This is a genomic window from Microcoleus sp. K1-B1, assembly GCF_036704705.1.
In the GTDB taxonomy this organism is placed as follows: Bacteria; Cyanobacteriota; Cyanobacteriia; order Cyanobacteriales; family Microcoleaceae; genus Microcoleus.
In genome coordinates, this window is sequence record NZ_JAUBSH010000035.1 from 1 (window position 1) to 15,032 (window position 15,032).

Genomic DNA, 15,032 nt, shown 5'->3' on the forward strand with positions numbered 1-15,032 from the left:
TTTTTTTGTGCGTTAGCCTTACTTAATTCAGTTTACCCTCTCCGGGGACTGGAAGAGTTTATTTCTTGGATGTCCCTTAGCAACAATTGTCGATCGCGCCGCCACAGCAGCGCAACAATTTGACTCGGATTTAAACACTCAGCAATTGTTGCAAATTGCCCCCGATGCAGCTAAGGTAATGGCCGCAGCAAATCAGCGCGTTGACCAAGTTGTATCCAACACTGCAACAGCTTCAATTAACCGAGAAGTTGCCCGCGTGCAAAAAGTAGCCCTAGGCGCAACCTCTGAAGACTTAAAAGCAGTCGGTACAGGTACGAAATCGATCGCCCAAGTTATTGCCGAAAATACCGGTACTGCCTTAGATACCAAAATTCAACAAACGACATTGCCCGATACACCTGCTGTTGCGGTGATTGCAGGAGAAATAGATGCGATCGCAGCTAACTCCAATCTCACAGGTACTGACGGCGACGACAGCCTCTCCGGCGACAGCGGCAGCGATACAATGGCCGGCAAACGCGGCAATGATACTCTCAGCGGTTTGGGCGGCAACGACTGGATACAGGGCAATCAAGGCAATGATTCCCTCGACGGTAGCGACGGCGACGACACTGTTTACGGCGGCAAAGAAAGCGATAATTTGTTCGGCAATAATGGGGCAGATATCCTATTTGGAAATCGCGGTCAAGATAGCTTGAGTGGAGGGGAAGGCAATGACAGTCTTTACGGCGGTCAAGCTAGCGATATTCTGCTGGGCGGTAACGGCGACGATTTTCTCAGCGGTGAAAACGGCGATGACAGTTTGATAGGAGGAAATGGGAGCGATCGCTTCTTAATTTCAGCCAATTCTGGCAGCGATATCATTTTTGATTTTGAAGCCGGTATCGACTTCCTCGCCCTTGCCGACAATTTAACCTTCTCGCAACTTTCTATTATCCCTAGCAACACTGCAACTTTAATCACCTTGACAGCAAATGGCGAAATTTTAGCTGCTATCAATGGCGTGGCCGCTAACCAAATTAGCATCGCCAATTTTAGTTAAAACAGTAGGAACACAGGTTAATCCTGTGTTCCTACCTGAAATTCGTTGTCTAGTAAGACTTCCGTTTTCCCTTACAACATTGGGTCGATCAAAACTTGCATCCCTTACTACAAAAGGTCAATCAGGACTAAAGTCCTTACAAAATCCAAAATCGAAAAACAAAAATTGAGTGAACGGGAACAATCCAAAATCGAAAATCGAAAATCGAAAATTGAGTGGCTGTAATTGTGAAATAGTTTTCAGGAGGACAAGTTTATGGTAGTTATATGCGGTGACAATCTCGATAATTTTCTAGCAGGTGAAATTGGCGATGATTCCCTGTGCGGGCTTGGAGGCAATGATATTCTATCTGGTTTGGATGGTAATGACACTTTAGATGGCGGAGAAGGAAATGATAGTGTCGTAGGTGGAGGCGGTAGCGATCGCCTTTTGGGCTACTCTGGTAACGACAGTCTCAGCGGTGGCGAAGGCGATGACAAACTTGAAGGAGGTGCCGGGAATGATATTCTTGAGGGTGGCGAAGGGGCGGATTTAATCAGAGGAGAAAACAATAACGACAGTATCTTGGGATGGGCTGGCAATGACTGTCTTTACGGCGGTCAAGGCAATGATACGGCGATCGGAGGAGATGGAGACGATCGCTTGTTTGGTGGCAGCAACAACGACTTTTTAATGGGCGGCAAAGGTAGCGATCGCCTGTTGGGAGAGAGTGGGAACGACACTGTAATAGGTGACTTAGATAATGACTACATTAACGCCAATGCAGGAGACGATTTGCTTGAGGGAAATCAAGGCAACGACACCATAATTGGCGGGCCAGGTAATGACATCATATCTGGTTACAGCTTTTCATCAACTGCAGAACAAATCGATTATTTAACCGGGCAAAGTGATGCTGACATATTTGTTCTCGGTTCATTAAATGCCAGCCCTTACCTCTTCTATGGCGGTGAAGGTCGCCATGCCGTTATTGAGGATTTTAACCGGGTCGAAGGCGACAAAATTCAAGTCGTTGGGTTCGTACAAGATCGTAATATTCCTCGCTTCTTCTTTTATCGATTTGAATCTTATGATGACGGTATCACACGGGGAACTCGGATATTTGTCGGATCGGATTTAATCGCCGACGTTAAAAATGTTACAGATGTGAGTCTATCCGATTGCGCGATCGTTTCGACAGGGTTTACACCGCCATCGCGAGACTTTCCATCCTTCCCGTCTCTGCCGGAAATTCCCTTTCCGATACCGCTGCTTCCCACTCCTTTCTCGCCACTGCTGCCAGTTATTGTGGAAAGTTTGCCTTCTTTTCAATTGTGATTAAGTAAGTAAGTGAGAAAAAACCCAACTATGTTAAAAAGGGTCTATATATCTTATATTTACCCAAATCTTGTTCAGACATGAATCCGATAGAATTGGAGTGGCAACATATCCAAAAAAACGAGCTAGCTGCGACATTTGTTTGAGGATGAATTAGAGCTGGCTTATGCCGTAATTAATGGGTATAAGCTAGAGTAAAAAAAGGAAACTACCCTACAAAACGCATTCAATTTAGCTCCGAGCTGGTTACTTAATTTTTGGTTACATAGTTATAAACTTTCCCACCGACTTACTTATCTGATCGATCGACCGAACATGATATGACAGGATTTACGCAGGAGACTCAAGGATAGGGGCAACCACGGGGGGTTTGCCCCTACAGGACACTATATATAGGGGTAATGCGTAAGTCCCGATAAGATAGTGTTCGATCGAGTCTCGGTAGCAACAACTGGCTTCGAGATACACTGGAGTCAATCGATTTTAGATTTTAGATTTTAGATTTTAGATTGACCCTACGGATAAATGCTCTTTCTTGAGGATTTTAGATTTTAGATTTTGGATTGATTCCACGGATAAATCACGTGGCGGATACCATCAAGAAATTCTTGGTAAATTCCGATCGGCAAGAGAGTTTGCAAGTTCAGCAACGCATTTTTCTCAAAACTTGCAAACTTCTAACCCACTGAGTGGACAACTTTGCCGCGCGATCGCATTATCTGCCACATAAAGCGACCTCAGATTTTTCAGTCCTGCTAGAGGACTGAAATCTGCAACTGGATTGAAGCGAAGATTAAGCCAATACAAATTTATCAGTTTTGCCAAAGGGCGAACATCTTTGACTTGATTGCCTTCAAGATTGAGCCCACTGAGGTTTGTCAGTCCCGCTAGCGGACTAACATCTTCAATTTGCTTGCCTTTAAGGTCAAGAGACTTCAGATTTATCAGCCTCGCCAGAGGGCCGACATCTTTGATTTGGTTGCCTTCAAGGTTAAGGTAAGTCAGGTTTGTCAGTCCCGCTAGAGGACTAACATCTTGGATTTGATTGTTGTCGAGGTCAAGAGAACTCAGCTTTTTTAATCCTGCTAAAGAGCTAACATCTTTGATTTGGTTATTCTCAAGGTTAAGCGAACTTACGTTTTTTAGTCCTACCAGAGATGTGACATCTATTTGATTACCTTCAAGGTTAAGTTGCTCCAAATTTTTCATTTCTGCTAAAAAGCTGACATCTTTGATTTGGTTGCCTTCAAGATTGATCTCACTGAGGTTTGTCAGTCCCGCTAGCGGACTAACATCTTTAATTTGGTTATCTTGCAGATCAAGCCGAGTCAACTTTGCCAGTTTTGCCAGAGCGCTGATATCTTCTACTTGGTTGAAGCGAAGATTAAGCCAATACAAATTAGTCAATCCTGCCAGAGGGCTGACATCTTTGATTTGGTTGAGAGTGAGGATAAGCTCATTCAGGTTGTTTAGTCCTGCTAGAGGGCTGACATCTTTGATTTGGTTGTTTTCGAGGTTAAGCTCATTCAGGTTGTTTAGTCCTGCTAGAGGGCTGATATCTTTGAGTTGATTACTTTCAAGGTCAAGCGTCTTCAGGTTTGTCAGTCCTGCTAGAGGGCTGATATCTGCGATTTTGTTGGCAATCAGAGCGAGCCGAGTTAGGTTTGTTAGCCTCGCCAAAGCTCTAACATCTGCAATCTGGTTTTTGTCAAGATTAAGCCCAGTTAATTTTGTCATTCCTGCTAGCGGGCTGACATCAGTAATTTTGTTATTGTAGAGGGCAAGCCTAGTTAGATTTGTGAGTCCTGCTAGAGGGTTAACACCAGCAATTTGGTTGTTGTAAAGGGAAAGTGACTCCAGGTTTTTTAGTCCTGCTAGAGGGCTGATATCAGCAATTTGGTTTGCGCCGACAGAAAGCTCCTTAAGGTTTTTTAATCTTGCCAAAGGGCTGACATCTATAATTCGGTTGCTGTCGAGGTGAAGCTTTTCCAAGTTTGTCAATTCTGCTAAGGGACTCAGGTCACTGATCCCTTTCTGGCCGAGGTAAAGTTTAGTGAGACTTAACAGATTTTTGGCAGCGAGTTCGCAATCATTTGTGCCTGCTTTTGCTAACAGCACCTCTACAGTGATTCTCGCCTCCGCTGACAAACTGGCTTGCTTTTGACACCACTCTTTGAACGAGCTTCCCCGATCGAGTTCTGAGGCTTGAGCGATTCCGCATCCCCAGCCACTGAACGCCCACATATTTATTATCAAAGCAACTGTGCTAATCGATTTCATAGTAGATGAACTCCGCATAAGATTAAGTAAGGTGTGTGACGGCTAAAAATGACTAAAATCAATGGTAAGATTGGAGAAGTGCCGTCACGCACCGTCCGGGTTAAATGGTGCGTTACGCTGTCGCTAACGCACCATACGTATTTCAGATCTCGCCTTCAATATAGTTAAATAAAGATAGTGCATATCCTTAAAGATAGTCTATATCCTCACTATCGATGAGCAATATGTCAAATTGACAGCAATCTGTACTTTCTGTCGATCGAGGATTGAACCATGCGTCTACATCTAGTCAGCGTCAGCTTTGCCACTCTGCTGCTTTCGCTCATCTCTCCCTTGTTACCATCTACCTTGAGTCTCTCGCCTTTAGTCGCGCAGGCGCAAACAAATCAAGATCGGAAAGCTATAGGCGATCGCCTGTTCAGAGAAGGTAAATATCTGAATGCAGAGGACAGCTATGGAACAGCTATCAGGAAATTCCAGGAAGCCTTATCGATTTATCAAGAAATAGGCGACAAAGCAAGCATTGGAGAAACTCTCTACAACATTGGATACGTTCACTACAACCAGAAAGAGTATGAGCAAGCATTAGATTACTTCCAGCAAGCTTTGCCTATTCGACGGGAGGTAGGCGATGGCGATGGGGAATTAGTAACCCTCAACCTGATGGGGCGGGTTTACAACGAGCAAGGTCATCAACTGGTCGAGCAAAGTCAATATCGAGAAGCTTTAGAGAAATTTCAGCAACTCCTGGTTATTCAGAGAAAACTTGGTCAGAAGAAAGCGGAAGGGTTAACTCTCAACCAAATTGGGGTAGCTTACACTAACCTGAGTGAGTATGAGTTAGCCTTGGATTTCTATCAGCAAGCCTTAGCGATTCCTACAGCTTATTTGACGGAGGTTCGGGCAGCAATGCTGTATAATACCGGAAGACTTTACGAGGCGCTAGGACAGTACGAACTGGCTTTGAATTTCTACAATAAATCCTTAAAAATTGCCAGAATACCCTCACTATCTATTAGCGGGCAGAGTTGGGACATCGGGGGTGAAGTAAGAAATCTAAACGCGATCGCGGGCATTCACTACAGACTAGAAAAGTACGAATTAGCCTTGGATTTCTATCAAAAATCCTTAGCAATCCTCAAAACAATTGATGACAAAACAGACAAAAAAAACCTGGAAGCAGGAACGCTCCAAAGTATTGGGGTTGTTTACCTCGCACAAGGAAAGTATGAATTAGCCTTGAAGTTCTTGCAGGAAGCTTTAACCATTCTCAAACCACTTGGCTACAAGGAGTCGGAAGGGGTAATGCTCAGTAATATTGGCCAAGTATACTTTGAGCAAGGAAAGTATGAATTAGCCTGGGATTTTTATCAGCAAGCCTTGGTAATTTTCCAGGAATTTGGCGACAAGGGGGATGAAGGACACGCTCTCAAAAACATCGGGTACTTGCTAGAGAAACAGAATCAGCCCGAATTAGCGATTGTATTCTTCAAGCAATCAGTAAACGCCAGAGAAGTGATTCGCAAGAATATCAAGGGACTTCCTCAAGAATTCCAGCAATCCTACACAGAAACCATTGCTAAAGATTATCGCCACTTAGCCGATCTCCTCCTGAAACAAGACCGAGTTCTAGAAGCCCAACAAGTGATAGATTTACTCAAAATTCAAGAACTTGAAGATTATCTCAGCAATGTGCGTGGCAACGACCAAACTGCTCAAGGAATTCCCAATACTCCCTCAGAACAGCAAATTCAAAAAGGCTACGAAGCCCTTTTAAATAAAGCAATTCAACTCGGTAAAGAGCTCGTCAACATCGAAAAGATTCCACCTGCTAACAGAACCCCCGCCCAGCAACAGCGTATTCTAGAGTTGAGAAAAAATCAGCAAGAAATTTCTCAACAGTTTCAAGAATTCCTCAAAAGTCCAACCGTAACTGCACTGGTGGCGCAACTGAGGCAAGTCACGGGTGGAGAAACTCTCAATATTGCCAATTTCAATAGTTTACGAGACAACCTCCAAAAGCTGCAACAAAACGCTGTTATTCTCTATCCCTTGGTTCTTGATGAGCGATTGGAACTGATTTTAGTTACCCCTTATTCTCCTCCGATTCGCCGCACTGTGGCTGTGAAACGGGAAGAACTTAATGGTGCTATTGCTGATTTTCGTCGTAATATAACAAATCGGAATGGCAATATTGCCGATGCTGAAGTTGCGGGTCAAAAGCTTTACCAATTGTTGATTAAACCGATTGAAAAAGACTTGGCACAAGCCGATGCTAAAACTATTATCTACGCGCCTGATGGACAGTTGCGCTATATTCCACTTGCTGCATTACATGATGGCAAACAATGGTTAGTGGAGCGCTTCCGTATTAACAATATTACTGCTGCCAGTCTGACTGATTTTAATACAAAACCTCAAAATAATTTGCAAATTCTAGCGGCTGCTTTTACCCAAGGCAGTTATAAGTTCAAAGTTGGTACGAGAGATTTCACAATGTCGGGACTGCCGTTTGCGGGTCGAGAAGTGGAAAATTTAGCGACGACAATTCCGGGTACAACGAAACTATTGGACAACCAATTTAACCGCGATACTGTGTTGTTGATGAATGATTATTCAATTGTTCATCTTGCGACTCACGCGGCTTTTTTGGTTGGTGAACCGGAAGATTCTTTTATTATGTTCGGGAATGGCGATCGCGCGACGCTACGAGAGCTCAAAACCTGGTCGTTACCCAAGGTGGATTTAATCGTCCTGAGTGCCTGCCAAACGGCTGTAGGCGGCAGATTAGGTAACGGTGAGGAGATTTTGGGGTTTGGCTATCAGGTGCAGCGTACAGGCGCTAGGGCCGCGATCTCCACGTTGTGGTTCGTAGACGATGGTGGCACGCAAGTCTTGATGGATGCCTTCTATGCCGCCTTGAAGCAAGATAATATGACCAAAGCCGAAGCCTTACGCCAAGCGCAAATTGCCCTGATTACAGGCAACTCTGTAGCATCAGGACAACAACCCATTAGCAGCAGCGCGCCGTCAGAACAGAGTAACAGCCTGAGCCACCCCTTCTACTGGGCACCTTTTATTCTGATTGGCAATGGTTTGTGAATCGATCGACCCAAAAGGTAAAGTTTTACGATCGAGATGAAATTTGGCCTCTCCCGGCAAACCCGTTTCCGGCTCGGACTGCTTGCTGTAGCTCACCCCTCCCCGCATAGTAGCTTGGGCGGATGTTGAGATTCCGAAAAAAGCCTTTTAAGTGTCCAAAAAGCGATCGCCCGCGTGAAAATTGCACGGCAATTATGTTACATTTTTTATCACAGTCTGGAATTCGATCGGGCAACGCCAGCGAGTAGGGACAAGCCACCGCTTAGTTTCCCAGGGCTTGCAGGCGATCGCACAAGAGATTTCCTTTCGTCAGCTCCAAATTTAAAAAATAGCCTCAGGCATTTGCTAGTAAAAGCAAGCTGCTCGGCGCGGGGCGACAAAAAACCTTGTGGCTGCTGCCCTGAACCTCAACCACAGCAATATTCTTTTAGGAATTCTGGCTCCATGTTTTCTAAACAAATCACCGACTCAAAAACCTACCAGTGGTTTGAGGAACGCCTGGAAATTCAGGCGCTCGCCGATGACATCACTACAAAGTATGTACCCCCGCACGTCAATATTTTCTACTGCTTGGGCGGAATTACTTTAGTTTGCTTTCTGATCCAGTTTGCCACCGGCTTCGCCATGACTTTCTATTACCGTCCCACGGTAGCAGAAGCTTTTTCTTCAGTGCAATACCTGATGACTGAAGTCAACTTCGGCTGGCTGATCCGCTCCATCCACCGCTGGTCTGCAAGCATGATGGTGCTGATGATGATTTTGCACATCTTCCGGGTTTATCTGACAGGCGGCTTCAAAAAGCCCCGCGAATTAACCTGGGTGACAGGAGTAATCTTGGCAGTCATCACTGTTTCTTTCGGCGTGACCGGCTATTCCCTGCCTTGGGATCAAATCGGTTACTGGGCAGTTAAAATCGTTTCCGGCGTCCCCGAAGCTATCCCGTTTGTCGGTTCTTTGATGGTTGAACTGCTGCGTGGCGGTGTCAGCGTTGGTCAAGGCACTTTGACTCGCTACTACAGCTTGCACACTTTTGTGTTGCCTTGGCTGATTGTAGTGTTCATGCTGGCTCACTTCTTGATGATTCGCAAGCAAGGTATCTCTGGCCCGTTGTAAGTTTTGAGTTTTGGGGGCGGTATTTTTTTTGCCCCCCCGCTGAATTGTGAGTTGAAAATTCAGAATTCATCGCTCATGATATTTATTTACGGCTAATACTTCCTGCGATCGCGCCGCTGATTCAAACTAACGAATACAGCGGAATCCCAGGCCCGGGTAAAACTAAAAGGAGAACACTCTCACTATGTCTATTATCAAAAAACCAGATTTGAGCGATCCCGCGCTCCGCGCTAAGCTCGCTAAGGGCATGGGTCATAACTATTACGGCGAACCAGCTTGGCCTAATGACTTGCTCTACGTTTTCCCTATAGTCATCATGGGAACGATTTCTCTGTGCGTGGGTTTGGCCGTACTAGACCCGGCTTTGGTTGGCGAACCTGCTAATCCTTTTGCTACTCCGCTGGAAATTCTGCCGGAATGGTATTTGTGGCCTGTGTTCCAAATCCTGCGCGTTTTGCCTAACAAATTGTTGGGTATTGCTTGCATGGCCGGTGTTCCCCTTGGCTTGATTTTGATTCCCTTCATCGAGAATGTTAACAAGTTCCAAAATCCGTTCCGCCGCCCGGTTGCTACTACTGTTTTCCTGTTGGGAACTGCGGTAACTCTGTGGTTGGGTATTGGTGCTATTTTCCCGATCGACAAATCTTTCACACTGGGTCTTTTCTAAGATTTAAGTTTGCTTGATTTTGACGCCTGCGGGTTTCCTGTAAAGTGCTTTTGTACTGGTGGGAAACTTTAGCGGGCGTCAATTGATTTTAGATTTTAGATTTTAGATTTTAGATTTTAGATTTGGGATTTTAGATTTGGGATTTTGGATTTGGGATTTGGGATTTATCGCTCTAAAAGTTAAGAATTATCAGTAATTAATTGTAGGCACAACGGCTGGTATGAAAATGCCGACTATCGATCGACCCTCCACCGCCCTAGGGTCAAATTCCATTAATTTTTATTGCGAAATTTTGACAAACAGAGCGAGAATATGTATCGTAAGTGCGGGGTATCTTTTGTATAACTGGAAGAACTTCAGACCTATAGAATAATAGCAACTCTCCCAGGTGCAAGCTATGTCCCCAGAGAAAGCATTAATTCTTGATTTTGCCCAGACAGACGCGATGAAATCGATTCTCCCACATCCCGCAATCGTGTCGAGTCACGGGGCAAACTGGGAGGGAATTCATGTCGAATATCACCATCAGCCGCCAAGCGAATCCCCCGAACACTCTCTGCAACAGCACAGCATTGGCATGATACTCTCTTCAACTATCGGGGGAGCGAAACTGAACGGGAAACACTACGGTAGCGAACTCTGCCATAGTGGACAAATTTTTATCGCTGCTGCTGGTACTGATTACCACCCCTATGCAGTCGAAGACCATGAATTTATTGCGATCGCGCTTGAACCTACCGATTTCGACAATACAGTTTGCGAATCGACAAATTCCAATCAGATTGAAATTATACCGCACTGGCAAATCCGCGATCCGTTGATTCTCGGCATTGGCTGGGCCCTCAAAACCGAACTCGCATCCGGTGGATTAAACGGTACTCTCTATGTCGATGCACTGAAAAACGCGCTTTCACTTCATATACTGCACCGCTATTGTGCACAAAAAACCAAGATGCGAGATTTTGAAGGCGGGCTCGATCCTCAGAAATTACAAATAGTTATTAATTACATTAATGAGTACATACACAGAGATTTGCACTTAACTGAACTTGCTAATTTAGTGCAGATGAGTCCTTATTATTTCGGTCGTTTGTTTAAACAATCAATTGGAGTCACGCCCCATCAGTACGTGATTCAGTGCCGGATTGAAAAAGCCAAACAGTTATTGAAAAGGCAAGATTTATCAATAATCTATATATCGCAGCAAGTCGGGTTTCACGACCAAAGCCATTTTAGCAAGACTTTCTGCAAAATCGTCGGTTTGACTCCTAAGAAATATCGCGATCAACTTTAATAAAGGTAACACCCGCAGTCTGGCAGCGGTTAAAAACCCCTGGCGGACTGTCGGACTCTCGGACTTACCCAAAGTTTTTGGCATTCTTGAGTTTTTGCACTCACCCACCAGTCCACCGGGGAATTAATTCCCCGTCTCATAGCGAAAGTCGGTTCAAACCGACTGGCAAATCCAATTAAATTATCATCAATACCAGTTTTCTTTGAGAGGACTTTCGCTATGAGACAGGGGTTTTTAACCCCTGGCGGACTGTCGCACTTACTCATCGAACCCGTAGACTGTCACACTTACCGATCGAACCCGTCAGCGTTGTTACAATTATTCATAAAATTAAGTAAAATTTCGCAAGAAAATTGTATTTTTTGCAAATTTTCCGCAAGAATTTACTATACAGCAGAGCTCGTAATTTTGTAGAGTTGCTCGCATAACATAAACCAGGGGTACCAGCTATGAGCTCTCAAAATCAACAGGCATCTTACGGTCAAATTCCCTTAAGTTTTATTGCAAATGCTGGACAAACTGACCCTAATGTGAAATTCCAGGTGAAAGGCGCCGGTCACAGCATCTTTTTTACTCCCAACGAAATTTCTTTTGTCGCTTTCCAGCAACCCAATGAACCGGGGAACCAAGCCACAAATTCTTCAATTGTCCGCAGCAGCTTAGCCAACAGCAACCCCAATCCGACAATTTCCGGGCTGGAAAAATTGCCGGGAGTTGCTAACTTTCTATTAGGCGAAGATTCCAGTCAATGGCAGACTAATGTGCCTACTTTTAACGGCGTTGTTTATCAAAACGTCTATCAAGGAATTGACCGCGTTTTCAAAGGCACAGAAGGACAACTTAAGAGCGAGTTTTTAGTTGCACCTTTTGCCGATCCGAGTCAAATTAAGATGAATTATAGCGGTGTTAACGACATCCGGTTGCGTGACGACGGCGCACTGATATTAGAGACACCGCTAGGCGAATTAATTGATAACGCACCGATAGTTTATCAGGATATCAACGGACAGCGGGTGAATGTTCCCGCAGCTTACAATTTATTAGGAAACGGTCAAGTTAATTTTAGCTTGGGATATTTTGACCCCACTCAACCGCTAGTTATTGACCCGGTTTTAGCTTACTCGACTTATCTAGGTGGCAGCGGCGATGGCATAAGCGGCAACGGCAATGACTACGCCAACCGCATGACTGTAGATAGTACAGGTGCGGCTTACATTATTGGCACTACTTTTAACAATTTTACGACTACTCCCGGTGCATACCAAACTACGCCAGCAGGTCAAGCTGATTTCTTAGTTACTAAAATTAATCCGGAAGGAACTGCGTTAGTTTACTCTACTTATATCGGCGGTATTGGCAATGAATATGGTTTTGGGATTGCGGTAGACAGTCAAGGAAATGCTTATTTAACCGGACAAATCGATCCGGGTTATCCAATTACGCCGGGTGCTTTTCAACCTACAGCAAGTGTTTACGGTGCTGGGGTAACAAAACTCAATGCAGCCGGAAATTCGTTAGTTTATTCTACTTTTTTAAGCGGTTACGAGGGTGGCTTAGGCAACGGCATTGCTGTAGACAGTAACGGTAATGCTTATGTTACCGGAATTACAGGCAATGGTTTCCCCACTACTGATACTGCCTCCCAGTTTAATTACGGAGGCGGATCTGGCGATGCGTTTATTACTAAAGTCAATCCAACTGGCAGTGGTTTAGTTTATTCTACCTACTTAGGTGGTAGCGATCGCGAGGACGCTCAAGCCATTGCCATAGACAATAATGGTAATGCCTACATTACCGGCCTTACTTATTCGACGGACTTGCCGGGGACAAATTTAGGTTTTCAAAATACCCTGGCAGGTGAATATGATGGTTTTGTCGCTAAATTTGACGCGAATGGTGCGCGCGCTTATTCCACTTATTTAGGTGGCTTTGGCAATGAAATAGGTAATAATATCGCTGTAGATAGTTCGGGAAATGCCTATGTTGTGGGACGTACTACTTCAACTGATTTTCCGACTAAAAATGCAATTCAAGCGGCTAATGCAGGTGGTGCCAATGATGCTTTTGTCACCAAGATAGAGCCTCTAGGTTACTCTGTGAGCTATTCAACTTATTTGGGCGGCAGCGGAGATGACAACGGGCATCGCATTACTCTAGACAGTGCAAATAATGTTTATGTTACCGGGGATACGACTTCGACTAATTTCCCGACTAAGAATGCTATTCAAAGTGTCAGCGGCGGCGGGAAAGATGCTTTTGTCACAAGTATCAATTCGTCGGGTTCTGCCTTAGTTGATTCTACTTATCTTGGCGGCAGCGGCGACGACTACGGTAATGGTATTGCGGTGGATGCTACTGGTGCAGTTTATGTAGCAGGATCTACTGTTTCTACTAATTTCCCAACAGCAAATCCTTTGCAAGCGGCGAATGGGGGTGGTATTTCTGATGCTTTTATTACTAAAATAATTGCTGGCGGGCCGCAGGTAAAGATTGTTGAGTCGGGCGGCAGCACTAATGTAGCAGAAAGCGGGACGACGGATACTTATACAGTTGTGCTCACTAATCAGCCTACTGCAAATGTGGCGATCGCACTCAATACTGACAGTCAAATTCAACCGATTGCTGGCATTAGTTTCACTCCAACTAACTGGTTTGTACCGCAAACAGTGACAGTCAGTGCAGTTGATGATGCAGTAACAGAAACTTCGCCGCACAGCGGCCCGATTACTCACACTGCTATCAGTACCGATGCCAGTTATAACGGGGCGGGTGTCAGTTTTACGGTCAATGGCACTGCTGGCAATACCGTCAATGCTAATATTACCGATAACGACACCGCAGGCGTTAGTATTACTCCTGCTAACACGACTGCGACGGAAGCCGGTGCAACTGGAACTTATACCGTTAAATTAAATACCCAACCGATCGCACCTGTTACGATTAACTTAGCTACAGGCAGTGAAATTCAACCAATTACCGCACTTACTTTTACCGCTACTAATTGGAATGTCGCTCAAACTGTGGCGGTGGCTGCTGTTGATGACAATGCAGTTGAAGGAAATCATGCAGGTGCGATCGCCCATACTGCTACCAGTACCGATACTAACTATAACAGCATCACAATTCCGGCTGTTAGCGTCGCCATTACCGATAATGACACGGCAGGTTTCAGCATTGCACCTACGAACATAACTGCTACAGAAGGCGGTGCAACTGGCAGTTACAAAGTCAAGCTAACTTCGCAACCGACGGCACCGGTTACTATCAGTTTCAATACTGGCGATCAACTTAATCCCATCGCCACACCTATTACTTTTGACAGCACTAATTGGAATGTTGAGAAAACTGTCACTGTCAGTGCGATCGACGACAATGTAGCACAAGGAACCCACAGCGGCACGATTTCTCACACAGTTACGAGTACCGATGCAAATTATAATGCGAAAGTCATTCCCAATGTGACAGCATCAATTACAGATAACGATAGTCCCGGTATTTCTCTTGTCCAATCAGAAGGCGGAACAGCTATTGCTGAAGGCGGTGCAACCGATAGCTACGGCGTACTTATGACTACCGCACCTACTGCAAACGTCACGATTAATTTTGACACAGGCAGTCAAATTAATGCGATCGCACCTGTCACTTTCACCCCGAATAATTGGAATGTGGCGCAAAATGTCACTGTTACGGCGATCGATGACAGCATAGTGCAAGGAAGCCGCAGCGACACGATCGCTCATACGTCTGTCAGTACAGATACAAATTATAACAACCTGACGATTTCTCCTGTGACAGCCACGATTGCTGACAACGAGACGACGGGTGTGAGTATTTCACAGCAGAGCACAACTGCTACAGAAGGCGGTGTAATAGGCAATTATACACTCAAGTTAAATTCGGAGCCAACTGCACCAGTTACTATCAGTTTTGATGCGGGAAATCAAATAAATGCGATCGGTGCAATTACCTTCGACGCTACTGACTGGAATGTTGCGAAACCCGTCACAGTAACGGCTACAGACGATGCGGCTGTGGAAGGAAATCATGCAGGGGCGATCGGGCATACTTCTACCAGTACCGATGTTAAATATAACAGCATCACCATTTCCCCTGTTAATGTCGCCATTACTGACAACGACACTGCGCCAACCCCAACACCTCCCACACCTCCAACTCCCACACCTCCAACTCCCACACCTCCAACACCAACGCCTCCA

9 protein-coding genes are annotated in these 15,032 nt (G+C 45.1%); 7 read left to right on the forward strand and 2 right to left on the reverse strand.

All coding sequences use genetic code 11. From position 1 onward, the window contains the following. Positions 1-148: 148 nt before the first annotated feature. Both QUA83_RS14940 and QUA83_RS14945 read left to right on the forward strand, forming a co-directional pair. Entirely contained in the window at positions 149-1,042 is an 894-nt protein-coding gene (locus QUA83_RS14940) for a calcium-binding protein (RefSeq protein WP_333293907.1), read from the forward strand. Between the two features lie 255 nt (positions 1,043-1,297). Beyond that, entirely contained in the window at positions 1,298-2,359 is a 1,062-nt protein-coding gene (locus QUA83_RS14945; RefSeq protein ID WP_333293908.1) for a calcium-binding protein, read from the forward strand. A gap of 660 nt (positions 2,360-3,019) precedes the next feature. Here QUA83_RS14945 and QUA83_RS14950 read toward each other — a convergent pair. Next, entirely contained in the window at positions 3,020-4,639 is a 1,620-nt protein-coding gene (locus QUA83_RS14950) for a leucine-rich repeat domain-containing protein (protein ID WP_333293909.1), read from the reverse strand. Positions 4,640-4,912: 273 nt separating this feature from the next. Here QUA83_RS14950 and QUA83_RS14955 point away from each other — a divergent pair, with 273 nt between their 5' ends. After that, on the forward strand, positions 4,913-7,741 hold the full coding sequence (locus QUA83_RS14955) for a CHAT domain-containing protein (protein ID WP_333293910.1): 2,829 nt from the start codon (positions 4,913-4,915) through the stop codon (positions 7,739-7,741). Between the two features lie 25 nt (positions 7,742-7,766). Here the strand turns inward: QUA83_RS14955 and QUA83_RS14960 are convergent, their stop codons facing one another. Beyond that, positions 7,767-8,000, reverse strand: a complete 234-nt coding sequence (locus QUA83_RS14960) for a hypothetical protein (protein WP_333293911.1) — start codon at positions 7,998-8,000, stop codon at positions 7,767-7,769. 185 nt (positions 8,001-8,185) lie between these two features. On the opposite strand from QUA83_RS14960, the gene petB reads away from it, so the two are divergent. From petB to QUA83_RS14980, 4 genes are all read left to right on the forward strand, one after another. Continuing rightward, positions 8,186-8,854 (forward strand): cytochrome b6, encoded by a 669-nt coding sequence (gene petB, locus QUA83_RS14965; RefSeq protein ID WP_015174799.1) that lies wholly within the window; start codon positions 8,186-8,188, stop codon positions 8,852-8,854. A gap of 184 nt (positions 8,855-9,038) precedes the next feature. Beyond that, complete coding sequence (petD, locus tag QUA83_RS14970) at positions 9,039-9,521, forward strand: cytochrome b6-f complex subunit IV (RefSeq protein ID WP_333095930.1); 483 nt, start codon at positions 9,039-9,041, stop codon at positions 9,519-9,521. A 397-nt stretch (positions 9,522-9,918) separates the two neighbouring features. Continuing rightward, a complete protein-coding gene (locus QUA83_RS14975) occupies positions 9,919-10,815 on the forward strand; it encodes a helix-turn-helix transcriptional regulator (protein WP_333293912.1) in 897 nt (298 codons plus the stop codon). A 449-nt stretch (positions 10,816-11,264) separates the two neighbouring features. Further along, the coding region (locus QUA83_RS14980) for a DUF7948 domain-containing protein (protein ID WP_333293913.1) at positions 11,265-15,032 on the forward strand (3,768 nt) is incomplete at its 3' end.

Bases quoted from the DNA above. Each gene is read 5' to 3' on its own strand.
- petD (WP_333095930.1), top strand. From the start codon at position 9,039: ATGTCTATTATCAAAAAACCAGATTTGAGCGATCCCGCGCTCCGCGCT.
- QUA83_RS14975 (WP_333293912.1), top strand. From the start codon at position 9,919: ATGTCCCCAGAGAAAGCATTAATTCTTGATTTTGCCCAGACAGACGCG.
- QUA83_RS14950 (WP_333293909.1), bottom strand. From the start codon at position 4,639: ATGAAATCGATTAGCACAGTTGCTTTGATAATAAATATGTGGGCGTTC.
- QUA83_RS14955 (WP_333293910.1), top strand. From the start codon at position 4,913: ATGCGTCTACATCTAGTCAGCGTCAGCTTTGCCACTCTGCTGCTTTCG.
- petB (WP_015174799.1), top strand. From the start codon at position 8,186: ATGTTTTCTAAACAAATCACCGACTCAAAAACCTACCAGTGGTTTGAG.
- QUA83_RS14945 (WP_333293908.1), top strand. From the start codon at position 1,298: ATGGTAGTTATATGCGGTGACAATCTCGATAATTTTCTAGCAGGTGAA.